We start from the raw sequence: 25,915 nt of genomic DNA on the forward strand, positions 1-25,915 counted from the left end.
TCTAGGTGGGGCTAAATGGCAAGTACAACGAGAAAAACTTGTGAGTTAGCGCAAATTTTTTATGTTTAACCAATGTTACCGGAGCCATGCCAGATAATGCCCTGGCCAAGGGTCAGAGCCCCTATCATTAACAGGGCAGCGACCGCGATCACCGGCGGTTTTGTCTGCTCCTTGCGCAGCAGCGGGGCGAACCATACCAGGGCTCCGATCAGCACGGCCGCGCTGACCTGCACAAAGGGCATAACCAGCCCCTGCAACTGCGCCTCGCCGAGCCCCAGGGTGCGCACCAGCAGGGCCAGCAGCCAGCAGACGCCGAACAGGGAGCCGGCCAGGGGCAGCAGGGTATTGAAGGCCTGCAACCGGTGTCTGGCGCGCACCATGATGAGGTGGGCGAACACACAACCGCCGCAGCCCGCCGCCAGCAGCGCCCAGCCCGGTCCCATCAGCCAGCCCAGCCAGAGCCCGTAGAGCACCGCCAGGCCCAGGGCGGGATAGTGCCAGCTCAAGCCCAGGCTGCGCTTACCCTGCAACCGGGCCTGATACAGCACGCTGCCCAGCCCCGCCGCCAGCGCCAGACCGCCCAGCCACAGCAGGGGCCGGGGCGCGCCGGCTTCCACCCCCAGCATCAGCGCCAGACCAAACACCGCCCAGGCCGACAGCAGGCCGTCGCTGATCCGCCGCCGCTGGCCCGGGCACAGGTCGCCGTTGCGCAATACCCAGATCAGCAGGCCCAGGGCCGCGACGGCGGTGAGAGCCAGGGGCGCATACAGCCGCGCCGGCAGCAGTTCTGTCATCAGTGTGTCTCCCTCTGTTAAAACCGGGCCATTCTACCCTTGTCGGCGGGCGATCGCGACTATGCGGGCGAACATCCGTCGCAGCTCCACCGGCACCAGCTGTGGCCCTTGCAATTCAATGGCCTCCACCACCGCCAGTGCCATGCCCGGCTTGCTGCGCCGGCTCAGGGCGCGCTCTATGATGCGTGTGGCCGGGGTGTGCTTGTCGTGGATCTGCGCTTCTTGCCGGAACACCGGCTCCAGGCCGTTGTAGAACAGGTAATGCTCGATGTCGGAGCGGGGCAGCACCGTCAGGTGGTCCGTCTCCCGCTCGCCGCGCAGCATGCTGCGCACGCCCTGGGCGTATTTTTGGCCGGCCTCGTCGCCGTCGGTCAGCAGGTGCCAGCCGATACCGAAATCCCGCGCCACCTTGATCAGCGGGCTGTGGCCACACTGGGCGAACTCGATGATGCGGATACCCTCGGCGGGCAGCACATAGCCGCAGATCCGCGCCAGCTCCGCCAGCAGCCAGATCTCGGTTTCCCCTTCCACCAGCAGCCAGTAACGGGCGAACAGCGACATGGGCCGGTTGATGCGCACGTGGAAGGCGATACGGCGCATGTCCTCCCCGCTGTATCTCTCGCTGCCGAGATGGAAGCTCAGGGTTTCGTGCTCGACCCGCACCAGCCGGCGCAGGTGGTTGAGCGGAAAGGCGGAGAGCAGGTCGCCGGAATTGGTAGTGACCAGCTTCTGGCCGGGAAAGCGCTCGAGGATGCCCCAGGTGACCGCCAGGGTGGTGGGGTGCAGCCGGCTCTCGGGATCTTCTATCAGCAACAGCGGACGGGAGCCCGGCTCGATGGGGCGGCCGCCCCGGGCCTGCAGGACGGTGCGGGCCACCGCCGAGAGCGCCAGCGACAGGCCGCTCTCTTCCCCCGTGGGCTGCCAGTCGTTGAGCTTGCCCAACTGGCTGAGGGTCACCGGGTGCACGGCGATGTCCTTGGCCCGGCGGGGCGCCCGGCTGGTGGCCCCCTGGGGGGTGAAGTAGTGCTCGAACAGCTGGCGCACCGCATCCAGGCCGGCCTTGATGTCCCGCTGGCTCAGCTCGTCTTCTTCCGCCAGCTGTTCGCTCAGGCGGGTCAGCAGCTGTTCATAGTCGCCGTTCAGGCTGACGATGGGCAGGTTTTCCGGCGCCCCACGGGAGTCGCGCAGGCGGAACACCGGGTTCATCTCGATCAACTGATGGACCAGCTGGGCGGCGTTGTCCAGCGCGATGGGGTTGCCGGCGGCGTCGACGAAGTCGTGCTCGCTCACCACGCCCCGGCCGGTGCGCCGGGCACGGGCACGGTAGTGCACCCTGTGGTAGTTGTCCCTGTGCCTGACCCACACCGGCTCCAGCCTGGCCAGGCGGGAGGAGTGCTCGCTGATGCCGGGCCGGTGCTCACGGTAGCTGAGCACTATCTGCAGTTCGTCGGCGGTGACGTTCTGTTCGGTGCGGTAGAAGTCGTCTTCCACGAACTGGTAGCAGCAGGCCCCCTGCCCCAACAGCCGCCACAGGGCCCGGAACAGGCTGGTCTTGCCCCAGGCATTCTCCCCCATCAGGGCCGTGCTCTGATCCAGCGGCAACGACAGCTGGTTGATGCCCATGAAGTTGCGGATCTGGATGTGTTCAAGGTACATGTGCGATGTCCGTTGGGGAAAGGCAGGCGGTCAGTTGCGGTAGAGCACCTTGATCAGATGATAGCCGAAGCGGGTCTTGACTGGCCCCTGTACCTTGAGCTCGGGGCCGCTGAACACCGCCTTGTCGAAGGGGCCGACCATGTCGCCCTTGCTGAACTCGCCCAGATCGCCGCCACGCTTGCCGGACGGGCAGATGGAATGCTGCTTGGCCAGCTTGCCGAAGTCGGCGCCCTTGTCCAGTTGTTGCTTGAGTGCCAGGCACTCGGCCTCGGTTTTGACCAGTATATGCAGGGCGCAGGCGCGTTTTGCCATCGGAGAAGTCCGGATAAATAAGGAAACAAGGGGCAAGTGTGCCAAAAACAGGCGCCGCAGGGAAGCTGGAAGAATCGTAGCCGGCGCTTTAGCCGCCGGGCAAGGACGAGCAAAGGGTGAGGGATCTTCGGCCCAGATGGCGGTTGCCGGTTTGCGCCGGCTAAAGCGGCGCCTACCATTCACCTCACCCTTAACGCAGGATCAGGCGACCGCCAGGGCCACGGTGTCGGCGTGGGTCTGTACCAGTTCGTCGTGCAGGGACACCACCGCCTGCTCGTAGTATTCGTCGTCCACGATAAACTGCATCTCCACCGCCCGCAGCGACTGGTGCACGGCGCGCACCGGCACTTCGGCCTTGTTGAGTGCGCCCACCGAGCGGGCCAGCAGGCCGGGGATGCTCATGTCGCTGCCCACCGCCGAGACCAGCGATACCTTGTGGGTGTTGACCTCGGCATTCTCGAACCGGCGCTGCAGCGAGCCGACCAGGCGGCGCACCTGCTTGCGGTTGCCGGCCAGGTAATAGGTCAGGGTGTTGGCGTTCATGTCCTTGGCCACCAGGTTGAGCTGCATCTTGTCCAGCTCGTCGGTAAAGCCCTCGGCGTAATGGGACACCCGCCCCACCATGTCCTGATCGAACAGCTCCACCGCGAACAGGTTGCGGCGCCCGGCCACCATTTCCACGCAGGGCGAGGGGCTGCGGTAGTCGGTGGTGATCAGGGTGCCTTCGTGATCCGGCTCGAAGGTGTTGCGCACCCGCAGCGGAATACCCTGCTGGCGCAGCCCCTTGGCGGCCTGGGGGTGGATGGCCTCCATGCCCAGGTTGGACAGCTGATCGGTCACGTCGTAATTGGTGCGGCCGATGGGGATCACCTGGTCTTCCCCCGCCAGCCGCGGATCGGCGCTGCTCAGGTGGTACTCCTTGTGGATGATGGCCTCGGCCGCGCCGCTCAGCACCGCCAGCCGGCTGAAGGTCATTTCGCTGTAGCCCCGATCGAAGCTGCTCATCAGCCCCTCCCGGCAGTGGGCATAGCCGGTGACCACCGGCAACTGGCTGGACAAATCCACCCGCGCCAGGGCCTGGCGGAGCACCTCATCCAGCGGCAGCGCCTCGTCGGTGCGCCAGCCAGTCAGATCCATCAGCACCGCGTTGACCCCGCTCTGGCGCAGATAGAGCACCATGTTGTGGGCGCTGTGGGCTTCGCCCATGGCGGCCAGCAGCTCGCGGATAGTCTGCAGCTGCTCGGCCAGCTGGAACTGGCCGAAGGCGCAGACCTGGCGCAGGTGATGCAGGCAGTCGCGGATGCCGGCGATGCGCTCGTTGAGGAAGGCGTCGGCCAGCGCCCGCTCGGGGGTGGTGCCGAACATCTCTTCATTGATCTGCGCCATGCGCTGGCTGACGTTGTCGAGCGTCTGCTCCCAGGCGCCGTCGTCCTCGGCGTCCGCATAGGTGGCGTACACCCCCGGCGCACCGGTACGCTTGCATTCGAGCAGGCCGTCGGTGATGCCGCCGAAGGCCGACACCACCAGCATGCGCCGGTAATAGTCGCCGGCCTTGCGGTTGTGCAGCACTATGTTGTCCCGCACCGCCCGGTACTGGCTCATGGACGTTCCGCCGATTTTTTCTACCGTGTGTGACACAAGTTACTCCCGTTTCCTGAAGATAAGGTTGGCAAGTCTGGTCGCACATTTTCACTGGGCCTGGGCCGGACCCTGCCCAGTGAAAATGTCCGGTGCGGGGGCCTTGGCCCCCGCGCGGTTTCAGCCGCCCACTTCCTCGGCCTCGAGCGGATAGACGCCGTCGGCATCGTGCACTTCCTTGCCGGTGAGCGGCGGGTTGAACACGCAGGCCAGCTTCATGTCCTCGCTGCCGCCGCGCAGCAGGTGCTCGTCGTGCTTGTCCAGGATGTAAAGGGTACCGGGCGCGATGGGATAGACCTTGCCGTCGGCCAGGGTCTCGATCTCGCCGTTGCCGTTCATGCAATACACCGACTCCAAGTGGTTCTGGTAGTGGATATGGGTCTCGGTATTGGCATAGATGGTGGTGATATGGAACGAAAAGCCCATGTTGTCGCTTTTCAGCAGCATGCGGGTGCTTTCCCAGGTGCCGGTTTCGGACTTGACCCGACGCTCGGTTTGTTCACATTCGGCAAGAGTACGTACGATCATGGTGTTTCCTTCGATTCTGTTGGCCTTTCCCGCCTCGGGCGGGAAAGTAAAGGTCTGCCGTTACCGCCCGGCCCTTGGGCACGGGCGGCTGCGACGCAGAAAGGGGGATGCCCCGGGGCGGAGACGGCCGCCGCCGGGGCTGCGCTCAGGAGGCCTTGCTCAGGCGCTCGCCGGCGGTCTCGTCGATGGCCGCTTCCAGCCAGTCCAGGCCCTGGTTCAGCTCGGCCTCGGTGATGACGAGCGGGCACAGGCACTTGACCACCTCGTCGTCCGGGCCGGCGGTTTCGATGATAAGACCCCGCTCGAAGGCCTTGCTGGTGATCACATCGGCGATGTCACCGCTCACGCAGGCGATGCCCTGCATCATGCCCCGGCCCTTGACCTTGAGGAACAGCTGCGGGTGCTTGTCGACCATGGCCTGCAGGCGACGGCTGAGCAGTTCGCCCTTGGCGCGTACCCCGGCGGCGAATTGATCGTCCTGCCAGAAGGTTTCCAGCGCCTTGCGGGCGGTGATGAAGGCATGGTTGTTGCCACGGAAGGTGCCGTTATGTTCGCCGGGCTCCCACTGATCCAGGTCCGGGCGCATCAGCACCAGGGCAAAGGGCAGGCCCATGCCGCTCAGGGACTTGGACAGGGTGATGATGTCGGGCTTGACGCCGGCGGGCTCGAAGCTGAAGAAGGTGCCGGTACGGCCACAGCCGGCCTGGATGTCGTCGGCGATCAGCAGGATGTCGTGCCGGCGGCAGATGGCTTCGAGTCGCTTGAGCCATTCGACCGAGGCGGCATTGAGCCCACCCTCGCCCTGCACCACCTCGAACAGCACGGCGGCGGGCTTGTCCAGGCCGCTGGAATTGTCGTTGAGCATGGTTTCGAACAGCAGCAGGCTGTCGTCACCGGCGCCGGGGTAACCGTCGTAGGGCAACCGGGTCACGTTGGCCAGCACGGTGCCGGCGCCACCGCGGTGATGCTGGTTGCCGGTGGCGGCCAGCGCCCCCAGGCTGACACCGTGGAAACCGTTGGTAAAGGCCACTATGTTCTCCCGGCCGGTGACCTTGCGTGCCAGCTTCATCGCCGCCTCCACCGCGTTGGTACCGGTGGGGCCGGTGAACTGGGCCACGTGATCCAGGCCGCGGGGTTTGAGGACGATGTCCTGCAGCGCGGTCAGGAAGGCCGCCTTGGCCGAGGTGTGCATATCCAGGCCGTGGGCGATGCCGTCGGCCTGGATATACTCAATCAGGGCCTCTTTCAGCACCGGATGGTTATGGCCGTAGTTGAGGGTGCCGGCACCGGCCAGAAAATCCAGATAGCGCTTGCCCTTGGTGTCGTGCAGCCACACGCCCCGGGCCTGGTTGAACACCACCGGAAAAGAGCGGGCGTAAGTTTGTACACTGGATTCCATTACATCAAAAATACTCATTTCGACTCCTTAAAGTCCTGAGTTCAAATCTAAACATCGAAAATAACGCGAACGGGGCCGTTCGGCTCAGTCGAGGGGGATGCGATAGAGGATCTCGCTCTTGCCGGCGCCGTCGAAGTGCCGTTCCCGATCGAACAGCACATGGCGCACGCCCTGGCCCTTGCCCTTGTCGCGCACCAGGCTGTCAAACAATGCCCAGGAAGCGGTGTTGTCGGCGGTGATGGTGGTCTCGACATGGGTGACGCCCTCGCAGGCCGCGGAGCCCAGTATGGTGTCGAGCAGCCGGCGGGCCAGGCCTTCGCCGCGGGCGCGTTTATCTATGGCTACCTGCCAAACAAAGAGGGTGCTTGGTTCGGTCGGTTTACGGTAGGCAGAGATAAACCCCAGCAGGGAGCCGTCTTCCTCGTCTTCGGCCAGCATGCAGGTCTCGGCGAAGTGCAGGCACTGCAGCAGGTTGCAGTAAGTGGAGTTGGTGTCGAGCGGCTTGCAACGGGCGATCAGGCGATTCACCTCGTGGCCGTCGGTCGACTTGGGATGACGCAGCAGCAGCTGCAGGTCAAGTGTGGTATCTGTGTCCATATCCATCATTTATAAGCCTAATTAGTTTTAGTTAGTAGGCGAAACATAAAATCCTTTATTAACCTAACAAAACATTGATAAATTGCAAGACAACCCGTATTAAATTAATTTGAACAGCACTTAATTTAGCATTGAAAAGCAACTTAAACGGGTCTCTTATGGCGCCTTTCTACAGCCATTCCCCGCCTTGCCGGCCGCGTCATCGGCAGAAAATTAACGGCCAGTGAGCCTCGCCTCCGATGACAGCTGCTACTATCAATCCAGTGGCGGTGCTTTTATCGCCACTCTGTCAGACCAACACGGAAATACACTATGAGCACCAAAGAAACAGGGACCGTAAAATGGTTCAACGAGGAAAAAGGGTTTGGATTCATCTCCCGGGCATCCGGCGCGGATCTGTTCGTTCACTTCTCCTCCATACGGGGTGATGGTTTCAAGACCCTCAAGGAAGGCCAGCCGGTCAGCTTTGTGGTCACCCAGGGCAAAAAAGGGCCACAGGCGGATGAGGTGGAACTGATTTGATCCCTAATCAGGCGGCACGTCCGTGCCGCCCCAGTCTTCATTTGAAAACGAAGTAGCTGACACCGCCTTTAGTCTCCCGATCCCGCGCCTCATTTACCGCTCCGAAGGGCGCCGCCGTAGCCACGGCCTCCGGGCCTCTTCTCCTTTCTCCATGCCCGCCGACGTGCATCTGCACCACGTCGAGATGAGCTGTCAGCTCATCCATAAGATTCATGTGAGACATACCCCATGACAAAAAACACACGTGAAAATATTTTCAACGAAACATAAAAAAAATTGATTTTGCGTACCGGCATGCGGTGCCATACTTTCCGCGATCTATAGAGCCACTTAGAGTGAGAGTGAATATGAGCTTTGAGTCACCCAAGCCTTTTCAGGACTTCGCCCACTTCCCTCGCGGGTTGCGTCGCTGTGGCGAGTTTACGGTGGCGGAAGCCCAACTGCTTGAGCAATGCGGCCATGCCATGCTGGGGCTGTATACCGGTCAGCGGGCAGCAGCCACCGATGAAGAGCAACGTTTTATCGAGCAGGTTCAGCAAGGGGCAGCCCAGGAAAGCCGCCATGCCAAAGTCTGGCTGAAATACCTGAAAGTAATCGGGCCCAAGCGAGTACACCGCCTGTGTACCCCCATGGCCTCCGGCAGCGGCGACGAAGACTACGAGCCGGTAGAAGACGTAGCCGAGTGATCCCATCCCCAAGGCCGGATTCGTTCCGGCCTTTTTGATCCCCTTTCGCCCGTTGGCGGACAAAACTCAGGCGATCGTGCCTTCCCTGCCGCTTTAGTCCCCTTCCCGGCTTGGGTTCACCGCCTTGCTCGCGCATAATGACGGTACCCGTCAGGCACACCCAAAAAGAACGACCATGAGCGAGCAGGCACAGCCCAGTTTCTTCTTCCATGATTACGAGACGGCGGGAGTCAATCCGGCCCTGGACCGGCCGGTGCAGTTCGCCGGCATCCGTACCGACGCCGAACTCAATGAAATCGGCGAACCGCTGATGCTTTACTGCCGCCTGCCGGTGGACTACCTGCCCTCTCCCGAGGCCACCCTGATCACCGGCATCACCCCGCAGAAAGCCCAGCAAGAAGGGCTGTGCGAGGCCGACTTTATCGCCCGCATCCACGACGAGTTCAGCAAACCCAACACCTGCATCCTCGGCTACAACAATATCCGCTTCGACGACGAGGTGACCCGCCACACCCTGTACCGCAACTTTTACGACCCTTACGCCTACAGCTGGCAGCAGGGCAATTCCCGCTGGGATCTGCTGGACGTGGTGCGCGCCTTCTATGCCCTGCGCCCGGAGGGCATCCACTGGCCGGAAGACGAGGACGGCAAGCCGAGTTTCAGGCTGGAGCGGCTGACCGCGGCCAACGGCATCGACCACGGCAATGCCCACGACGCCCTGGCCGACGTGCGCGCCACCATCGCCCTGGCCCGGCTGTTGCGCCGGGCCCAGCCCAGGCTGTTCGACTACCTGTTCGAGTTGCGCAACAAGAACAAGGTAAAGGCGTTGATCGACGTCATCGGCAACAAGCCCCTGGTGCATGTGTCCGGGATGTTCTCGGCCTGGCAGGGCTGCGCCAGCTGGATTGCCCCCCTGGCCTGGCACCCGGACAACGCCAACGCGGTGATCTGCGTCAACCTGGCGATGGATCTGAGCCCCCTGGTGGAGCTGGAAGTGGAGCAACTGCGCGAGCGGCTCTATACCCGGCGGGAGGAGCTGGGCGAGCTGGCACCGGTGCCGGTAAAGCTGGTGCACATCAACAAGTGCCCGGTGCTGGCCAAGGCGGCGGCCCTGACCGAAAGCCGCGCCGACGCGCTCGGCATCGATCGCGCCCGCTGCCGCCAGAGCCTGGACCTGCTGCGCCGCCATCCGGAAATCCGCGCCAAGCTGGTCGAGCTGTACCAGCAGGATAGGGAGTTCCCCCCGGTGACCGATGTGGACGCGGCCCTCTACCAGGGCGGCTTTTTCAACGACGCGGACAAGGCCGCCATGGCCATGGTACGTGCCAGCCACCCCGAGGCCCTGGCCGAGCTGCCCCTGCAGTTCAACGATGCCCGCCTGCCCGAGCTGCTGTTCCGCTACCGGGCCCGCAACTATCCCCATACCCTGAGCGAGCAGGAGTGGCAGCGCTGGCGGCTGCACTGCCAGGAGCGGCTGCAGGCCCAGGCCGAGCCCTATATGCACCGACTGGAACAATTGGTGATCGAACATCAGGATGATGAACGCAAGCTGGCCCTGCTGCAGGCGGTGGCCCGTTATGTCCAGTCCCTGTGAGTGACGCCATGAAACTGATACGCGACTTTGCGCTGATCCTGGCCTGCCTGCTGGTGGGCAAGGGTGTCGCCGCCCTGTTGCCCTTTGCCTTCCCGGGTAGCATTATCGGCCTGTTCCTGCTGTTTTTCCTGCTGAGTACCCAGCTTATCCCGCTGTCCTGGGTGCATGACGGCGGCCAGTTGATCCTGCGCCATATGGCGCTGCTGTTCATTCCGGTGGCGGCCGGCCTGCTCGGCTATGTGGACGTGCTGAGCCAGGGCCTGGGACTCATCATCAGCTCGGCCCTGAGCGGCCTGGTACTGATCCTGCTGGTGGTGGGCCGGCTTTACCAGAGGCTGCAGCCATGATGCTCTGGCTCGCCATCCCGCTCACCGCCCTGCTCTACCTGCTGGTGAAAAAACTGGCCCGCCGGCTGAACAGCCCGCTGATCAACCCCATCTTGCTGCCGGCGCTGGCCATCATCGGCATCCTGCTGCTCACCGGCCAGGATCCCGCCGACTACCAGGCCGGCGCCCGGCCGCTCAGCCTGCTGCTGGAGCTCGCCGTGGTGGCCTTTGCCCTGCCGCTTTACCAGCAGGCGGCCAAGATCCGCCGCCAGCTGGGCCCCATACTGCTGTGCTGCAGCCTGTCGGTGCTGATCTCGGTGGGCACCACCCTGTTGATCGGCGCCCTGGTGCACGCCAATCCGGCGCTGCTGGCCTCCATCGCCACCAAGTCCATCACCACCCCCCTGGCCATGAGCGTGAGCCAGGCCATGGGCGGCATTCCGGCCATTGCCGCCGGCCTGGTGATCATCGTCGGCATGATGGGCGCCATCATCGGTTTTCCGCTGATGCGGCTGGCGGGCATCCACCATCCGGAAGCCCAGGGCCTGGCCATGGGCGCCGGGGCGCATGCCATCGGCACCGGGGCCGCCGCCGAGGTGGGCACGGTGCAGGGCGCCTTTTCCTCCCTGGCCATGGTGGTGTGCGGCATCGCTACCGCCGTGCTGGCCCCGCCGCTGTTTCATCTGTACCTTTGGTTCATGTCCTGAGTCCCACTAAGGAGGCTGTGATGGCCCAATCCCTCGACAAGGCACTGCAAGAACGGCAACTCGACACCCTCTGCCGCTTCAGCCCGGCACAGATAGACACCCTGCAGCGGGCCACCGGCCTCGGGCAGGAGGCGCTGGCCCTTGCCCTGCTGCCCCTGGCCCAGCAGAAGGCGCTGGTGCCGGTTTCCCACTTTCGGGTCGGCGCCCTGGCCATCGCCGGCTCCGGCCACTGGTACCTGGGCGCCAACCTGGAGGTGGACGGCCTGCCGCTCAACCACTCCCTGCACGCCGAGCAGTCCGCCATCGGCCACGCCGCCCTGTGGGGGGAAACCGCCATCGACAAGGTGGTGGTCACCGCCAGCCCCTGTGGCCATTGCCGCCAGTTTATGAACGAACTGAACCAGGACAAGCTGGCCATCGTCCTTCCCGAGACGCGCCAGAGCCTGGCCGAGCTGCTGCCCCACGCCTTCGGCCCGGCGGATCTGGGCATTGACGGCGGCATGCTCAATGCCCCGGCCGGCAGCCTCGCCTTCGATACCGAGGATCCGCTGATCCTGGCGGCGCTGGCGGAGGCCAATGCCAGCTATGCCCCCTACAGCCAGAACCGGGCCGGGGTGGCGCTGCTGCTGGACGACGGCCGCGTCTGCCGCGGCCGCTACCTGGAAAATGCCGCCTTCAACCCGAGCCTGAGTCCCATGCAGCTGGCCCTGAGCCAGGTGCTGCTGCAGGGGGCGACGCCGGCGCGGATCCGCCAGGCGGTGCTGGTGGAGGCCGCGGCCGGCATCCGCCAGCACGACACCGCCGCCCAGACCCTGGCCCGGCTCAGCCCGGTCGCCCTCTACAGCCTGGTACTATAAGGAGATGTCATGAAGCTCTACCTGTTCGACCATTGCCCCTTCTGCGTCAAGGCCATGATGGCCGCGGGATACGGCGGGCTGGCCGTGGATTATGTCTGCCTCGACAACCACGACGTGGCCGCCCGGGAGCGGATGGTGGGATACAACGCCGTGCCCATACTGGAAAAGGACGACGGCAGCTTTATGGCCGAAAGCGCCGACATCGTCGCCCTGCTGATGGCGCAGAGCGGGCGCGACCTGGCGCCGGCCACCCATGGGGAGCGGATCAGCCAGTGGCACGAAAAACACAGGCAGACCTTCTGGGGCCTGCTGTTTCCGCGCAACGTGCGCCTGCCGCTGCCGGAGTTCGCCAAACCCGAGGCCATCGACTACTTCACCCGCAACAAGAGCGCCCTGCTGGAACGCAGTTTCGAGGATGCCCTGGAGGACACCCCGGCCTACCTCGCCAAGGCCGCCCAGGCCCTGGCCGAGCTGGACTGGCTGGTGCCGCCATCGCACCGCGAGGACAGCCGCCTGGGCTGGGACGACATCCACCTCTTCCCCACCCTGCGCAACCTGACCATGGTCAGGGGGCTGGACTTCGGCCCGGGCCTGGATGCCTATCTGGACGAGGTATCCCGCATGACCAGGGTGCCCCTGTACCGGGAATGGGCCTGCTGAGCCTGCGACCTTTGGCTAATGGCCGGGTGGGCGCCCGGCCGGTTACACTGGCCACAACAAACTGTTAACACAAGGGCGCCGACGCGGTGCCGGGAAGGGGCGTCATGCACTGGCTGAAAATCATCGAAGTGTTGCTGTTGCTGGCCGGGTTGATCCTGGTGCTGGCGGGCACCCTGCGCTACGGCAGCCGCAAGAAGGACTGGCTGGCCCTGCCCAGGATCGTCTTCAACCGGGCAAAAGATCTCACCTTAAGCGAATACCAGTGGCTGCGCTACGGCGGCATGCTGCTGTTCGCCGGCGTGCTGGTGCGCATCGCCAACCTGACCTTTTATCCCTGAGCCTGCCATCGAATAACGGAAATGGCCGCTCGGACGGCTGACAAACCCTCGTAGTTCTCTGTGGTCACTCCCGCGAAGGCGGGAGTCCAGTGCACTATGTCATGGGTCTCCGCCTTCGCGGAGATGACCAGAGGGAAACGACGGAGATGACGGCGGTTGAACAGCGATGATAAAGGGAAATATCTGGCGACAAAGCAGGTGATGGACTTTGCCATGACGCCGAGGGCCCTATTTCAATCGGCGAAAGCCTTGCGCCCCATCAGCGAATGGCTGAGGGTATTGCCGTCTACCAGCTCCAGCTCGCCGCCGATAGGCACCCCGTGGGCGATACGGCTGACCCGCACCCCGTGGCTGCGGGCGATGTCGGCAATAAAGTAGGCGGTGGCTTCCCCCTCCACGGTGGGATTGGTGGCCAGGATCAGCTCCTCGAAATGCTCGGCGGCCAGCCAGTCGGCCAGCTTGTCCAGCCCCAGCTCTTCCGGCCCCACCCCGTCCAGGGGCGACAGATGCCCCATCAGCACGAAATAGCGCCCCTGGAACTGGCCGGTCTGCTCGATGGCGACCACGTCGGCCGGGCTTTCCACTATGCACAGCTGCCCGCTGATGGCCCGCTTGGGGTTGGCACAGAGGGGGCAGATCTCCTCCTCGGTAAAGGTCCGGCACTGGCGGCAGTGGCCGATGCGATCCAGCGACTGCTCCAGCACATGAGCCAGTTTGCGGCCGCCGGCACGCTGGCGCTCCAGCAGGGCAAAGGCCATCCGCTGGGCCGACTTGGGCCCGACCCCGGGCAACACTTGCAGGCTTTTGATCAGTTCATCCAACAGGGGGCTAAAGCGCATAACGGAACTCTTGGAAAGGGAGCTGGAAGCTGGAAGCTGGAAGCTAGAAGCTGGAAGCTGGAAGCTGGAAGCTGGAAGCTGGAAGCTAGAAGCTAGAAGCTAGAAGCTAGAAGCTAGAAGCTAGAAGCTAGAAGCTGAAATATAAAAACGCAGCAGATCAGGCACAAGTGTTTTTCTTCCAGCTTCCAGCTTACGGCTTCAAGCCTTAAAACGGCATCTTGAAACCGGGGGGCAGCTGCATGCCGCCGGTGAGTTCGGCCATGCGGCTCTTGTTCTGCTCTTCGATGCGACGCACGGCATCGTTGACGGCGGCGGCCATCAGGTCTTCCAGCAGCTCCTTGTCGTCTTCCAGCAGGCTGTCGTCCAGCTCGACCCGGCGTACCGAGTGGCTGCCGGTCATGGTGACCTTGACCAGGCCGGCGCCGGCCTCGCCCACCACTTCCATCTGGGCCAGCTCTTCCTGCAGCTTCTGCATTTTTTCCTGCATCTGCTGGGCCTGCTTCATGATATTTCCAAGTCCACCTTTACCAAACATAGGTTGTCACTCTTAATTGATGGGTTAACAAACGCAGTGCCTCACTGCGCCATGGGTTCAATGCTGTCGCTGTCGAGCACGGCGGCAAAGCGCGAGATAAAAAATTGTACCGCATCATCGGCCTCTATTTCATCCCTGGCACGCTCCCTGGCCGCCTGGTACAGCAGTTGCTCTATTTCGAAGGGGGTCTGCCCCTCCCCCTCGCCGATCTCCACCCTCAGGGTGACAGGCTCGGGTGCTTGTCCGTTGATCACCGCCTCCAGCTCCTGCCGGGTCTTGTCGGTCAGCAGGTGGCGATGGGCCGGCCGCAGCCAGAGCCGCCACTCGGCGCCGTTGCGCTCCAGGGTACTGTGCATGGCCAGTTGACGCAGCAGGCCGCCCAAGGGCAGCGTGGCCACCCGCCGGGTCCATTCGTCATCGGCCCGGGGCAGCAGGCTGGCGGCCTTGAGCGGTACCGGCCCGGCGCCGCCGGCCGAAGCATCGGTTGGGCCCGCGGCCGTATCCGTGAGCTCGGCAGGGCCGGCATCGGGTCTGGCTGTTGCTGGTACCTTGGGCCGCACCAGGGCCGGCTCGGGAGCCGGCGCGGTGCGGACGGGTGCGCGTTCGGGCACCACGGCATCGTCCTGCCAGGGGGGCAGATCGTCGTTGTCCCAGGGCATGTCTTCGTAGGCATCGAGCGGCGGCAGCTCGTCCGCCTCCGGCCTGGGCTCGGCGGCGGGTCGTACCGGCGCGGGCCTTTGCGGGGCCGTCGCCATGGAGCTTGACGAGACCTTCGCCGGCGCACCGGCCCGCGCCGTCGCCGGAGCCGGCCTGGCTTCGGCCGGGGGGGGCGCCGAGGCCGGTTTTTCCGGCTCCTGGCTGCGCAGCCGGTTACGGGTTTGCAGCAGGCGACGGATGCGGGCCACCTCGGCGGCGGCTTCGTCCACCACCGGCTCCGCCGCCGATGAGGCTTCGCCCGCCGACGCCTCATCGGCGGCAGGGCCCACAGGCGGCAAGGCGGCCGCCGGCGCCCTCTCCTGAGCCGGCGGTTGCGGTTGCGGTTGCGGTTGCGGTTGCGGTTGCGGTTGCGGTTGCGGTTGCGGTTGCGCAGCAGCAGCCTGTGTCGGCGCCTCGCCGTTGGCAAGGGTGGCCGGGTGGCCCAGGCGGCCGGCTTCGGTCAGGATCTCGGCCTGCTCCTGCAGCAGTTTCGCCGCCATGGCCTCGTCATCGTCCGCCTCGGCGGAGGCGGCCTCGGGCAACGGCGGCTCAGGCTTTTTTGCGGGAGCAACTCCGACGGCCGGCGCCGGGGCGGTGGGCGCCTCGGCGCGGAAAGCCAGGGTGCGCAGCAGCGTCATTTCCAGCGCCGAGCGGCCATCGGGGGCAAAAGGCAGATCCTTGCGGCCCTGCAGGCAGATCTGGTAATAGAGCTGGATCTGCTCGGGGGAGACCAGCGGGGCCAGGCGGTTGAGTTCGGCGGCATGGGGCTGGTGGTGGGCCGGCACCACCTGGGCCAGTGCCAGCTGGTGCCAGAAGCCGATCAGCTCCTTGTGGATCTGGTCGTAATCCGGCCCCAGGCTGGCCAGTTCCGCCACCCGCGCCAGCAGGGCCTCGCCGTCGCCGGCCAGCACCGCCGCCACCAGCGCCAGCAACTGCTGGCGGTTGAGGTTGCCGAGCATGGCTTCCACCTGCGCCAGCCGTACCTCGCCGTTGCCGAAGGCCAGGGCCTGGTCGGCCAGGCTGAGGGCGTCGCGCAGGCTGCCGTCGGCCGCCCGCGCCAGGGCGGCGGTGGCTTCGGGCTCGAACGGCAACTTCTCCTGCTGCAGTATGTGCCGCAGCTGGCCGTCGATAAGATCCGGCTCCAGGCTCTTCAGGTGGAACTGCAGGCAGCGGGACAAGATGGTGATGGGCAGCTTCTGGGGATCCGTGGTGGCCAGCAGAAACTTCACGTGGGGCGGTGGCTCTTCCAGGGTCTTGAGCAGGGCGTTGAAGCTGTGGCGGGACAGCATGTGCACCTCATCGATCAGGTACACCTTGAAGCGGCCCCGGGCCGGCTGGTACTGCACGTTGTCGAGCAGCTCGCGGGTATCCTCGACCTTGGTGCGGCTGGCGGCGTCTATTTCCAGCAGGTCGACGAAGCGGCCCTGCTCTATCTCCTGGCAACTGGCGCACCGGCCGCACGGGTCGGCCGTCACGCCGGTTTCGCAGTTCAGGGCCTTGGCCAGCAGCCGGGCGATGGAGGTCTTGCCCACCCCCCGGGTGCCGCTGAACAGGTAGGCATGGTGCAGCCGCCCCAGGGCCAGGGCGTTGACCAGGGCGGTCAGCACGTGCTGCTGGCCCACCACCTCGGTGAAGCGGCGGGGACGCCATTTTCTGGCAAGAACCTGATAACTCATCGCCGCTTAATGGCCCTCGAACTCGACCAGGCTGGTCACCTTGACCCCCAGCTTGTTCAGGCGCTGCATGCCGCCCAGGGCCGGCAGGCCGATGACGAAAGCCGCATCCTGCACCTCGCCGCCGCAACGGCGCACCAGCTTGACCGCCGCTTCCACGGTACCACCGGTGGCCAGCAGGTCGTCGATGATCAACACCTTCTCGCCGGGGGCGATGGCATCCACGTGGATTTGCAGCTTGTCCTGGCCGTACTCCAGATCGTAGGCCACCTCGATCACCTCGCGCGGCAGCTTGGAAGGCTTGCGCGCCGGAACAAAGCCCACGCCCAGGGCGGCCGCCACCGGCGCGCCGAAGATAAAGCCCCGGGCCTCGGTGCCCAGGACTTTGTTGATGCCGGAGTGGCGATACAGTTCCACCAGGGCTTCGATGGTCAGGCGAAAGGCCTCGGCGTTTTCCACCAGGCTGGTGATGTCGCGGAAGATAATGCCTGGTTTGGGGTAATCGGGAATAGAGACGATACTGTCGGCAATCAGCTTAAGGGTTTCTTGTTTCATATCGGACAGGAGCCTTGTTAGGCCCGGATAGCACACGGGCACGGCATATAGGTTGAACTGCGGCTAGCTTAGGGCCTCGGCTGTTTCATTGCAACCGCAGGCTGGTCGGGGACCAGGGGTAAGCGCAAAAACCACACCAGCAACGCCAAAAATGTGAGCACCAGGCCCGCCTTGACCCACCACAGCGGCACTATGTAGATGGAAAAGGAAAAGCTGAGCGTCATCAGCAGCAGGGCCCTTCTGCGCACATGGGCGCGCAGGCCGCGATGAGCCTGCCAGTCGTGGATCATGCCCCCGAACCAGGGGTGATTGACCAGCCAGGCGTGCACCCGGGGCGAAGACTTGCCGAACAAAAAGGCCGACAACAACACGAAGGGCGTGGTGGGCAACACCGGCAGAAAGGCGCCCAGTACTCCCAGCCCCAACGAAAGACTGCCAAGCAGGGCAAACAATATCCGCATCCGGCCCTCCTTTGTTAACAGCCTGAGCATAGCAGGAAGCGACTTCCCGCCGCCAGCCTTAAGCTTTACAATCGCCGCTTTTCCTCGATACCGAATGACTATGCGCCTGATACTGGCCCCGATGGAAGGGGTATTGGATCACCTGATGCGGGATCTGCTCACCCGCCTCAACCCCTTCGATCTCTGCGTGACCGAGTTTATCCGGGTGGTGGACATGCGCCTGCCGCCCCGGGTGTTCTACCGGTTATGCCCCGAGCTGCACCGGGATTGCCGAACCCCGGCCGGTACGCCGGTGCGCATCCAGCTGCTCGGCCAGGATCCGGACTGGCTGGCGGAAAATGCGGCCCAGGCCTGCCGTCTCGGTGCCAGGGGCATCGATCTCAACTTCGGCTGTCCGGCCAAAACCGTCAACCGCCACAGAGGCGGCGCGGCCCTGCTCGATGATACCGAGTTGCTGTATCGCATCGCCCGGGCGGTGCGGGCGGCGGTGCCGGCCGGACTGCCGGTCAGCGCCAAGATCCGCCTGGGCGTGGAGCAAAAGGACACTTACCTGGAAAACAGCCTGGCCCTGTATGAGGGCGGCGTCAGCGAACTGGCGGTGCATGCCCGCAGCAAGAAGGACGGGTATCGCCCCCCCGCCTACTGGTCGCTGGTGGCCGGGATCCGCCAGGCCCTCCCCATTCCGGTGGTGATCAACGGCGAGATCTGGAATGCGGCCCAGGCCGGCCAGGCCAGGGCCCAGAGCGGCTGCCCGGATGTGATGCTGGGCCGGGGGGCGCTGGCCCTGCCCAACCTGGCCGCCACCATCAAGCAAGGACACCCGGCCATGGCGTGGGAGCGGGTGGTGACCCTGCTGCTGGACTATTCCGCCCTGGAAATCGAAGGCGACAAGGGGCTCTACTACCCCAATCGCATCAAGCAGTGGCTGAGTTACCTCAGGCTGCAATATCCCCAGGCCCAGGCGCTGTTCGGCCAGGTTCGCACCCTCAAGCACACCCGCGATATCAGGCAGACTCTGGCTTCCCTTTGACTTGTATCATGATGTGCCGTAAGAGCGGGCCCTATACTGGCGGCCAGTATTCCCTTTTTTGGATATCATCATGAGCAGCATCATTACCGAATCCCAGCTGGAGGCCCGGTTGCTGGCGGTGGTGGAGCAACGGCGCCAGCTCTTCTTGCAGGCGCTGCTGGGGCTGGATGCTCCCCTCGCCGCCGAGCTGCACCGCCTGCCGGCGGATGAATGGGCCGACTATCCGTCCCTGGCCGCCTATCCCCAACTGCAACCGCAGCTGACCGCCCTGAAGCAGGCGGATGCCGCCCTTTGCCAGTGGCAACTGGGCCTGTACGGCCTGTGCAGCGACTGCGAGGCCGAGCTCAGCCCCGAGCAGCTCTGGGACAACCCTTGCCGCCAGCGTTGCGACCCTTGCGAAGAGAAATTCCGCAAGGCCCAGCACGGCGCCTGGGAATTGTAGCGTAAGGCGTAAGGCGTAAGGCGTAAGGCGTAAGGCGTAAGGCGTAAGGCGTAAGGCGTAAGGCGTAAGGCGTAAGAATAATAGACCGACCAGATTTAAAGCCCAATAAAAAAGCCGGCTTTCGCCGGCTTTTTTGAACTTGCCAAGTTAGCTTAAGGCTAGCTTAGAAGTTGTACTGGATACCAACGCCGTAGCGGTCATCTTGATCCAGGTCGTTATCGTTGATTTCGTATTCGGTGTACAGTTTGGCCTTGGCGGTCAGGTCGTACTGAACACCCAGGGTTACGGCGTCAACAGTATCTACCTTGCCAGAAACGCCTTCTATTTCCAGCTCTTCTTTGGAGTACTGGGCCAGCAGAGTCCAGGCATCCACATTGTAAGTGGCGGTCAGTTCGTAACCCTTGGTTTCAATCTTCTCGACGTTGTCTTCAGCTTCCTGTTGGGTATAGGCAGCGGCAACATAGAAACCGTCCAGGGTGTAGTTTACGCCCAGGATCCAAGCGTTGAATTCACCGTCACCGTCAGCAGGAACGCCACCGTTGCCGAAATTCTGCTGCTCATAACCTGCACCGAAGCCCAGGCCCATCGGCAGGGTGTAACCGGCGGCTACGGACCACTGGTTTTCTTTTTCTTCTTCGGTCAGATCGCTTTTCTGATCGTCAGCAAAAGCATAGGCGGCACGCAGGTCCAGGCCGTTGGCGGCGTAGGAAACGCGTACCTGGTCGTCAGTCTTGTCGTCAACCAGGCCCAGTGAGCCGTAAGTGGCATTAGCGCCGAAGATGTTGAAGATATCGTGGTGGTAGACAACCAGTGCATAGGGATCCTGGCTGCGACCGAAGGTCAGGTCGGTGGTGTCCATAAAGCGGAAACCGGCCCAAGCGTAACGGGCGCTGATATCGTCGGAACCGGTAGCGTCGGAACCTTCGGCGGTAACCTGCCACTCCAGCTTACCGATCAGGTCGACGTCGTTGTTCAGGCCGTATTTAACGTTCACGCCCAGACGGGCTTCACCGTCACCACCGAAGTTTTCTGCTTTACTGATAGAGTCACCACCAGCATCTTTCTGGAAGCGCATCTGGCCGGCTTCGTACTGGACGCGGCCGTAGATATCAACCTGGGCGCCTTCGTCGGAGTAAACGGTTACGGCGCTGGCAGCAGAGGTCGCGAACAGCGCAGGGATAGTCAGTGCAAGAATAGTCTTTTTCATAGTTTTGAATGCCTACTGTAATTAAACACTAAGTCCTTGTTATTCCCTGTGTTAGCAACGCGTACGTTACTATGGCTGGCAGCCTATCACCGGTTTTTTGAGCTTGCAACAAAATCCCGGGAACTTTTTGTGACATTAATACTCATTGAAGATGTAAATGTGACCTCGGCCACTTTTCCCGGAATCGTGGTGGCAACTAGCATAAAAAGTGCTGGCGGGTATACTTGGCCCCGGATTTTATACCGGAAGCAGCCGATGCCGAGCGCCGATTACCGCACCCTGGTGCGCGCCAATTACCGCCGTTTAAGTCAGTCTATTCAAGGCTTTAGCCCCCGCCGCGAGCAAAACTACCTGATCGCGGAAATCGGCAAGGTGCTGCTCGGCCACTACGATAACACCAGGCGTATCCTGGTGGCAGAAGCCGGCACCGGCATCGGCAAATCCCTCGCCTACCTGCAGGCCGCCATCCCCTGGGCCCGGCTGCAGCAAAAGAAATTGATCGTCTCCACCGCCACCCTGGCGTTGCAGGAGCAGCTGGTCGACAAGGATCTGCCCCTGTTTCAGCCTCATTGTCAGCCCGGATTCCGCTTCGTGCTGGCCAAGGGGCGAGGCCGCTACTGCTGTGTGCGCCGGCTGGAGGCCCTGGCCCGGGGCGACGGCCAGTTCAGCCTGTTCGAAGCCACCCATGCCCTCACCGCCCCCCAGCAACGGCAGCTGGCCGAACTCTGGCAGGCCTGGTGCGACAACGGCTGGCCGGGAGACAGGGACAGCTGGCCCTACCCGATCGACGATGCGCTCTGGCAACAGCTGCAGGCGGAGCCGCACAGCTGCCAGCCGCAATGGGGCCACCAGCGGTGTCCTTTTCACCTGGCCCGGGCGGAACTCGACAAGGCCGACGTGATAGTGGTCAACCATGCCCTGCTGCTGGCGGATCTCGCCATGGGCGGCGGCGTGATCCTGCCCGAGCCCGAGCAATGTGTTTACGTGCTGGATGAAGCCCACCATATCGCCCCGGTCGCCCGGGAGCAGGGCTCGGCCCGGCTGGCCCTGGGCCCGGGCCGACGCGCCCTGGAGCAGTTCAACAAGCAGTTTGCCGGCCTGCACGAACTGTTGGGGACGGAAGGCCAGCACCAACTGGGACAATTGCAGCAGGCCATCCAGCAACTGATACCGGCCCTGACCACGCTCGGCCAGCAGTTTAACGGTGCCCTGCAACGGCAGGAGCTGGTTCCCGACGAGCAGGGTTGCCTGCGCTTTGCCGCCGGTGAGCTGCCCGGCTTTCTGGATGAGGCACTGCGTGTGCTGAGAGAAGACAACAAGGTGTTCGGCCGCGCCCTGGACCGGGTGCAGGGACAGCTGGCGGAGCAACTGAAACGACAGCCGGCCAAGGCCGCGGTGATCGAAGCCGCCCTGGCCGCCTTGAGCCAGCAACGGCTGCGCGCCGAACAGACAGCCAGCCTGTGCGAGCTGATGCTCAGCCCCAGCGGCCCCAAGAAAACGCCGCCGGCGCGCTGGCTGGAGCAGAGCCGGCAGGAGCTGACGCTGTGCGCCACGCCACTGGCGGTGGGCCACCTGCTGGAGCAGTGGTGCTGGTCACGGGCGGCGGCGGTGATCATGGTGTCGGCCACCCTCACCGCCCTGAACGACTTCGGCTACTTCCGCCGTGCCGTGGGGCTGAAGGCGGACGACGGCAGCCATTACCTGCGCCTGCACTCTCCCTTCGATTACCGCAGTGCCCGCCTGATCATCCCGCCCCTGGCGTGCGATCCCACCGACGCCGGTTTCGATCGCCTGCTGGCCGAGCAGATCCCCCTCTGGCTCGAGGGCCAGGGCGCCAGCCTGGTGCTGTTCTCCTCCTACCGGCAGATGCAGGCCGCGGCCGAGGCGCTGCGGGCCAAGGGCCATTCGCTGCTGGTGCAGGGGGAAGCCAGCCGCCAGGCCCTGTTGCAGCTGCACAAGCAACGGTGCGACGGCAACAGCCCCAGCATCCTCTTCGGCACCGGCAGCTTTGCCGAGGGGCTGGATCTGCCCGGCCATTACCTGACCAACCTTATCATCACCAAGCTGCCCTTTGCCGTGCCTACCTCGCCGGTGGAGCAGGCCATGGCCGAGTGGATCACGCTGTGTGGCGGCAATCCCTTTATGCAGCAGGCCATGCCCGAGGCCTCCCGCAAGCTGATCCAGGCGTGCGGCCGGCTGCTGCGTACCGAGGCCGACCATGGCCGCATCATCCTGCTCGACAAGCGCCTGGTGAGCCGCCGTTACGGGGCCGCCCTGCTGGCTGCCCTGCCCCCTTTCACCCGGGAATTGCCATGACCCTGGATATCTCCGTTTTTCTGCTGCTGGCCGCCACCGGCCTGGTTGCCGGCTTCCTCGATGCGGTGGCGGGCGGCGGCGGCCTTATCACCATTCCCGCCCTGCTCAGCGCCGGCCTGCCGCCCCACCTGGCGCTGGGGACCAACAAGGTCGCCGCCAGCATCAGCTCGCTGACCTCCGCCACGACCTTTTATCGCCAGCGGCTCTTTACCCCGGCCTTCTGGTGGCGGGCCTGCCTGGCCGCCGCCCTGGGCGCCCTGGCCGGCACCCTGCTTATCAACCAGATCAGCGCCGTCTGGCTGGAAAAGGCCCTGCCGCTGCTGATCCTGATGGTGGCGGTGTACACCGTGCTCAACCGCAAGCGCGAGCCCCAGGGGACACAACTGCCCAAGGCCGGGCCCCGGCTGTATCGCCGCCAGTGGGGCCAGGGACTGCTGCTCGGCGCCTACGACGGCGCCTTCGGTCCCGGCACCGGCGCCTTCCTGATCGTGTCGGGCATGGCCCTGTACCGGCTGAATATCCTGCTCGCCTCGGGGCTGGCCAAGCCGATGAACTTTATCAGCAACTTCGTTTCCCTGCTGACCTTCGTCGCCCTGGGTCAGGTGGACTGGCTGCTGGGCCTCGCCTTAAGCCTCGGCATCATGGCCGGCTCCTTTATCGGCGCCCGCTCCGCCATTCGTTTCGGCGGCGGCTTTATCCGCCCCATCTTCGTGCTGATGGTGCTGGCCATCTCCGCCAAGCTCGCCTGGCAGGCCTGGTTTTGACCGTTGCGCTCCGGGCCATTAATTGCCACAATCCTGCGCTTTAGTGGGTATTTGGTTCAATTACTTAGCAGCCCGTTACGGGAATCATAATGGCTCAGGAGCCCCAGATGAAAATGCGTTCAACCCTCGCCGCCCTGGTTGTTGCCGGCCTGTCCTTTGGCGCCAGCGCGGCGACCTTCGAAGCCCAGCAGCCCTACCAGATCTACCTGGTGGATGGCGAAAAAACCGCCAACAGCATCACCAAGTCCATCCATAAGGTGGAGATCGGTGAGGGCAAGCACCAGTTTGCCGTGGCCTATACCAAGGACTTTTCAAACCGCTCGGAAGTACGCCTGCTGAACGGCGATCCCGTTATTATCACCCTTGAGGTTCCGGCTGATGCTCAGTTGAGTCTTGATTACAGCCCCCCCATCAACTACCAGCTTACACGCCAGTTCCTGCGCGAACAGGAGACCCAACTGCGGGTGGTCGACAAGGCCAGCGGCCGGGTGATGGAGGCGGATATCTTCACCATCCCCACCCCGGCCGGCCTGGATACCGGCCGCGGTATCCAGAGCTATCTGCAGGAGCAGGGCAAGGCCTTCAACGGTCGCACCGAGGCCGCCGTGGCCGCCGCCCAGGCAAAATTCGGCGAGGCCGCCGTCGATGCCGATGCCCTGGACATGCTGAAACACTGGTGGAACGCCGCCGACAAGGACACCCGCCGCGCCTTCCAGATCTGGCTGATCCAGCAGCAATAACCGGCAGGTCATTGCGCAGAAAAGGCACCCGCGGGTGCCTTTTTTCATTTGGTCAGAAACTCGAGCCGGGCTGTTCCAGGAACCGCTTTTCTTCCTCGGTAGACGCCCGCCCCAGCAGGGCGTTGCGATGGGGATAGCGCCCGAAACGGGCGATGATGTCCCGGTGGCGCACCTCGAACTCCAGGTTGTCCGTCAGGCCGTTCTGCTCGAACAGCGCCAGGGCCACGTCGTGCACCTTGAGCGACTCGCTGTGCATAAAGGGCATGTAGAGAAACAACCGCTCCTGCGGACTCAACCCCTTCTCGGCACCGTTGCTTATCGCCTCCTGGGCCAGCACCAGGGCCATGCCATCGGCGGCAAAGGCTTGCGGCCTGCCCCGGTAAATGTTGCGGGAAAACTGATCGAGCACGATGATCTCCGCCAGCCTTCCCCGGGTCCGGGTGCGCCATTCGAACAGTTCGCCCAGGCAGGCCTGGGCGTGCAGCCGGCCGAAGCGGCGGCGGATATCCATATCCAGCTCGGGGCTCTTCACCCACCACTGGTCCGGGTCCAGTTCTTCAAACCAGAATTGCAGTACAGACTGATACATGAACATCCCCTCTACCATGGCTAGTGGCCACAGTATAGGGGATGCTTCGGGAAGTGGCGGGCTCAGAACACCAGGTGGGCGATCAGGGCGATCACCGGCAGGGTGACCAGGGTCCGCAGCAGGAAGATCACGAACAGCTCGACGATATTGACCGGGATCTTGCTGCCCAGCAGCAGGGCGCCCACTTCGGACATGTAGATAAGCTGGGTGACCGACAGGGCGGCGATCACGAAGCGGGTCATGTCGCTCTCGATGGAGGTGGCGAGAATGGCCGGAATAAACATGTCGGCAAAGCCCACCACTATGGTCTCGGAAGCGGCGGCGGCTTCCGGGATCTGCAGCAGCTCCAGCAGCGGCACGAAGGGCAGGCCCAGCCAGGTGAACAACGGCGTGGTTTCCGCCACCACCAATGCCAGGGTACCGAAGGCCATCACTACCGGCAACACGCCGAACAGCATGTCCAGGGCATTGTGCACCCCGGTGCGGGCCACCTGCCCCATGCCCTCTACCTTGCCGGCCCGGGCCAGGGCCAACGCATAACCGTGGCTCAGGCGGGAATAACCGGCGGGTGTGCTTTCATCGTCGGCCGGGCGGGTCTCGCCATTGATGAAGGTGTCTTTCTTCCAGCTGAGCGGCGGCAGCCGCGGCACCACTATGGCCGCCACTATGCCGGCCAGGCATACCGCCAGGTAAAACTGCACGAACATGTGCTCCAGCTTGACCTGGGCCAGCACCACCAGGCTGAAGGTAATGGACACCGCCGAGAAGGTGGTGCCGATCACCGCCGCTTCACGCTGGGTATAGTGGTGGCCTTCGTACTGCTTGCTGGTCAGCAGGATACCGACACTGCCGTCGCCCAGCCAGGAGGCCATGCAGTCCACCGCCGACCGGCCGGGCAGGCGGAACACCGGGCGCATCAGGCCGGTCAGCAGGGTGCCCACGAACTCCAGCAGGCCGAAGTCCAGCAGCAGCGGCAGCAGCAGGCCGGCAAAGATGAACACCGCGAACAGCACTGGCAGCAGGTCGTTCAGCACCAGGCCGCCGGTGTCCCCGCTGTACAGCAGCTCGGGGCCGGACTGGGTAAAGACCATCAGCACGAAGGCCGCGCCCAGCAGCCGGCTCGCCAGCCATACCGGCCGCACGTTGAACAGGGTATTCAGGAACAGGCTGCGGGTCACGAAGGCCGGCTTGAGCAGGGTGGTCAGCAACGACAGCAGCGCCGAGAGGGTGATGAGCACGGTGACGATGGCCGTCAGCCGGTCGGACAACAGCGCCTGCAGGCTCTTGGCCAGTACCGCTATCATGATGGTGAGATCGCCGTTATAGCTGACCGGAGTCATAAACAGCAGTATGCCCGCGAGCGAGGGCAGCAGGAACATCAGCAGGTTTCGCTTGCTTGCCTCGCCCTGCACCGTCAACGTCTTTTCCATGGTTACTCCTTCCTTATCGGGCAA

Annotated in this window: 28 protein-coding genes; 13 read left to right on the top strand and 15 right to left on the bottom strand. The window is 63.9% G+C overall.

Features of this window, described 5'->3' with window-relative positions; all coding sequences use genetic code 11:
* Positions 1–65 precede the first annotated feature (65 nt).
* From ACT7DK_RS10905 to ectA, 7 genes are all read right to left on the bottom strand, one after another.
* Positions 66–794 carry a hypothetical protein gene (locus ACT7DK_RS10905; protein WP_445399045.1) on the bottom strand — a complete coding sequence of 243 codons (729 nt, stop codon included), beginning with the start codon at positions 792–794 and terminating at the stop codon, positions 66–68.
* Between the two features lie 33 nt (positions 795–827).
* Positions 828–2,450, bottom strand: a complete 1,623-nt coding sequence (locus ACT7DK_RS10910) for a DUF2813 domain-containing protein (protein WP_445399047.1) — start codon at positions 2,448–2,450, stop codon at positions 828–830.
* Positions 2,451–2,480: 30 nt separating this feature from the next.
* Positions 2,481–2,762: a peptidylprolyl isomerase PpiC gene (gene ppiC, locus ACT7DK_RS10915; RefSeq protein ID WP_445399049.1), complete on the bottom strand. Its 282-nt coding sequence runs from the start codon at positions 2,760–2,762 to the stop codon at positions 2,481–2,483.
* 201 nt (positions 2,763–2,963) lie between these two features.
* Complete coding sequence (locus tag ACT7DK_RS10920) at positions 2,964–4,400, bottom strand: aspartate kinase (protein WP_445399051.1); 1,437 nt, start codon at positions 4,398–4,400, stop codon at positions 2,964–2,966.
* Positions 4,401–4,520: 120 nt separating this feature from the next.
* The gene (locus tag ACT7DK_RS10925) at positions 4,521–4,928 is read right to left on the bottom strand and encodes an ectoine synthase (RefSeq protein WP_445399053.1); all 408 of its coding nucleotides are present in this window, start codon (positions 4,926–4,928) and stop codon (positions 4,521–4,523) included.
* Positions 4,929–5,073: 145 nt separating this feature from the next.
* Positions 5,074–6,345 (bottom strand): diaminobutyrate--2-oxoglutarate transaminase, encoded by a 1,272-nt coding sequence (gene ectB, locus ACT7DK_RS10930; RefSeq protein ID WP_445399055.1) that lies wholly within the window; start codon positions 6,343–6,345, stop codon positions 5,074–5,076.
* A 66-nt stretch (positions 6,346–6,411) separates the two neighbouring features.
* Positions 6,412–6,924, bottom strand: coding sequence for a diaminobutyrate acetyltransferase (gene ectA, locus ACT7DK_RS10935; protein ID WP_445399057.1), 513 nt, complete (start codon positions 6,922–6,924; stop codon positions 6,412–6,414).
* A gap of 312 nt (positions 6,925–7,236) precedes the next feature.
* Between ectA and ACT7DK_RS10940 the strand changes: the two genes are divergently transcribed.
* The 8 genes from ACT7DK_RS10940 (at position 7,237) to ACT7DK_RS10975 (ending at position 12,614) form a co-directional block, all read left to right on the top strand.
* Positions 7,237–7,446 carry a cold-shock protein gene (locus tag ACT7DK_RS10940; RefSeq protein ID WP_445399059.1) on the top strand — a complete coding sequence of 70 codons (210 nt, stop codon included), beginning with the start codon at positions 7,237–7,239 and terminating at the stop codon, positions 7,444–7,446.
* 347 nt (positions 7,447–7,793) lie between these two features.
* Positions 7,794–8,132, top strand: coding sequence for a DUF413 domain-containing protein (gene maoP, locus ACT7DK_RS10945; protein WP_445399061.1), 339 nt, complete (start codon positions 7,794–7,796; stop codon positions 8,130–8,132).
* Positions 8,133–8,307: 175 nt separating this feature from the next.
* The gene (gene sbcB / locus ACT7DK_RS10950; RefSeq protein ID WP_445399063.1) at positions 8,308–9,726 is read left to right on the top strand and encodes an exodeoxyribonuclease I; all 1,419 of its coding nucleotides are present in this window, start codon (positions 8,308–8,310) and stop codon (positions 9,724–9,726) included.
* An 8-nt stretch (positions 9,727–9,734) separates the two neighbouring features.
* Positions 9,735–10,073, top strand: coding sequence for a CidA/LrgA family protein (locus ACT7DK_RS10955; RefSeq protein ID WP_445399065.1), 339 nt, complete (start codon positions 9,735–9,737; stop codon positions 10,071–10,073).
* Complete coding sequence (locus tag ACT7DK_RS10960; RefSeq protein ID WP_445399067.1) at positions 10,070–10,759, top strand: LrgB family protein; 690 nt, start codon at positions 10,070–10,072, stop codon at positions 10,757–10,759. Before ACT7DK_RS10955 ends, ACT7DK_RS10960 begins: the two co-directional genes overlap by 4 nt.
* A gap of 20 nt (positions 10,760–10,779) precedes the next feature.
* Positions 10,780–11,616, top strand: coding sequence for a cytidine deaminase (gene cdd / locus ACT7DK_RS10965; protein ID WP_445399069.1), 837 nt, complete (start codon positions 10,780–10,782; stop codon positions 11,614–11,616).
* Between the two features lie 9 nt (positions 11,617–11,625).
* The gene (grxB, locus tag ACT7DK_RS10970) at positions 11,626–12,276 is read left to right on the top strand and encodes a glutaredoxin 2 (protein WP_445399071.1); all 651 of its coding nucleotides are present in this window, start codon (positions 11,626–11,628) and stop codon (positions 12,274–12,276) included.
* A gap of 104 nt (positions 12,277–12,380) precedes the next feature.
* Positions 12,381–12,614: a hypothetical protein gene (locus tag ACT7DK_RS10975; RefSeq protein ID WP_445399073.1), complete on the top strand. Its 234-nt coding sequence runs from the start codon at positions 12,381–12,383 to the stop codon at positions 12,612–12,614.
* A gap of 233 nt (positions 12,615–12,847) precedes the next feature.
* Here ACT7DK_RS10975 and recR read toward each other — a convergent pair whose 3' ends face one another.
* The 5 genes from recR to ACT7DK_RS11000 form a co-directional block, all read right to left on the bottom strand.
* Positions 12,848–13,453: a recombination mediator RecR gene (recR, locus tag ACT7DK_RS10980; RefSeq protein ID WP_445399075.1), complete on the bottom strand. Its 606-nt coding sequence runs from the start codon at positions 13,451–13,453 to the stop codon at positions 12,848–12,850.
* 205 nt (positions 13,454–13,658) lie between these two features.
* Positions 13,659–13,988, bottom strand: a complete 330-nt coding sequence (locus ACT7DK_RS10985) for a YbaB/EbfC family nucleoid-associated protein (RefSeq protein ID WP_094038499.1) — start codon at positions 13,986–13,988, stop codon at positions 13,659–13,661.
* A gap of 41 nt (positions 13,989–14,029) precedes the next feature.
* Positions 14,030–16,360 carry a DNA polymerase III subunit gamma/tau gene (dnaX, locus tag ACT7DK_RS10990; protein WP_445399078.1) on the bottom strand — a complete coding sequence of 777 codons (2,331 nt, stop codon included), beginning with the start codon at positions 16,358–16,360 and terminating at the stop codon, positions 14,030–14,032.
* Positions 16,361–16,366: 6 nt separating this feature from the next.
* A complete protein-coding gene (apt, locus tag ACT7DK_RS10995; RefSeq protein ID WP_445399080.1) occupies positions 16,367–16,912 on the bottom strand; it encodes an adenine phosphoribosyltransferase in 546 nt (181 codons plus the stop codon).
* A gap of 68 nt (positions 16,913–16,980) precedes the next feature.
* Positions 16,981–17,373, bottom strand: a complete 393-nt coding sequence (locus ACT7DK_RS11000) for a YbaN family protein (RefSeq protein ID WP_445399081.1) — start codon at positions 17,371–17,373, stop codon at positions 16,981–16,983.
* Positions 17,374–17,473: 100 nt separating this feature from the next.
* Here ACT7DK_RS11000 and dusC point away from each other — a divergent pair, with 100 nt between their 5' ends.
* On the top strand, positions 17,474–18,403 hold the full coding sequence (gene dusC, locus ACT7DK_RS11005) for a tRNA dihydrouridine(16) synthase DusC (RefSeq protein WP_445402328.1): 930 nt from the start codon (positions 17,474–17,476) through the stop codon (positions 18,401–18,403).
* Between the two features lie 70 nt (positions 18,404–18,473).
* Entirely contained in the window at positions 18,474–18,845 is a 372-nt protein-coding gene (locus tag ACT7DK_RS11010; RefSeq protein ID WP_445399083.1) for a transcriptional regulator, TraR/DksA family protein, read from the top strand.
* A gap of 163 nt (positions 18,846–19,008) precedes the next feature.
* Here the strand turns inward: ACT7DK_RS11010 and ACT7DK_RS11015 are convergent, their stop codons facing one another.
* Positions 19,009–20,052 carry a porin gene (locus ACT7DK_RS11015; RefSeq protein ID WP_445399085.1) on the bottom strand — a complete coding sequence of 348 codons (1,044 nt, stop codon included), beginning with the start codon at positions 20,050–20,052 and terminating at the stop codon, positions 19,009–19,011.
* A 255-nt stretch (positions 20,053–20,307) separates the two neighbouring features.
* On the opposite strand from ACT7DK_RS11015, the gene dinG reads away from it, so the two are divergent.
* The 3 genes from dinG to ACT7DK_RS11030 all read left to right on the top strand — a co-directional run bounded on the left by dinG (position 20,308) and on the right by ACT7DK_RS11030 (position 23,872).
* Positions 20,308–22,368, top strand: a complete 2,061-nt coding sequence (gene dinG, locus ACT7DK_RS11020; RefSeq protein WP_445399087.1) for an ATP-dependent DNA helicase DinG — start codon at positions 20,308–20,310, stop codon at positions 22,366–22,368.
* Complete coding sequence (locus ACT7DK_RS11025) at positions 22,365–23,132, top strand: sulfite exporter TauE/SafE family protein (RefSeq protein ID WP_445399089.1); 768 nt, start codon at positions 22,365–22,367, stop codon at positions 23,130–23,132. The genes dinG and ACT7DK_RS11025 overlap by 4 nt, the downstream gene beginning before the upstream one ends.
* Before the next feature lie 107 nt (positions 23,133–23,239).
* Entirely contained in the window at positions 23,240–23,872 is a 633-nt protein-coding gene (locus ACT7DK_RS11030) for a YccT family protein (RefSeq protein ID WP_445399091.1), read from the top strand.
* A 52-nt stretch (positions 23,873–23,924) separates the two neighbouring features.
* Here ACT7DK_RS11030 and ACT7DK_RS11035 read toward each other — a convergent pair whose 3' ends face one another.
* Positions 23,925–24,461 (bottom strand): DUF924 family protein, encoded by a 537-nt coding sequence (locus ACT7DK_RS11035; protein WP_445399092.1) that lies wholly within the window; start codon positions 24,459–24,461, stop codon positions 23,925–23,927.
* A 62-nt stretch (positions 24,462–24,523) separates the two neighbouring features.
* Positions 24,524–25,891: a YjiH family protein gene (locus ACT7DK_RS11040; protein WP_445399094.1), complete on the bottom strand. Its 1,368-nt coding sequence runs from the start codon at positions 25,889–25,891 to the stop codon at positions 24,524–24,526.
* Positions 25,892–25,915 lie beyond the last annotated feature (24 nt).

Source organism: Zobellella sp. An-6 (assembly GCF_052487945.1).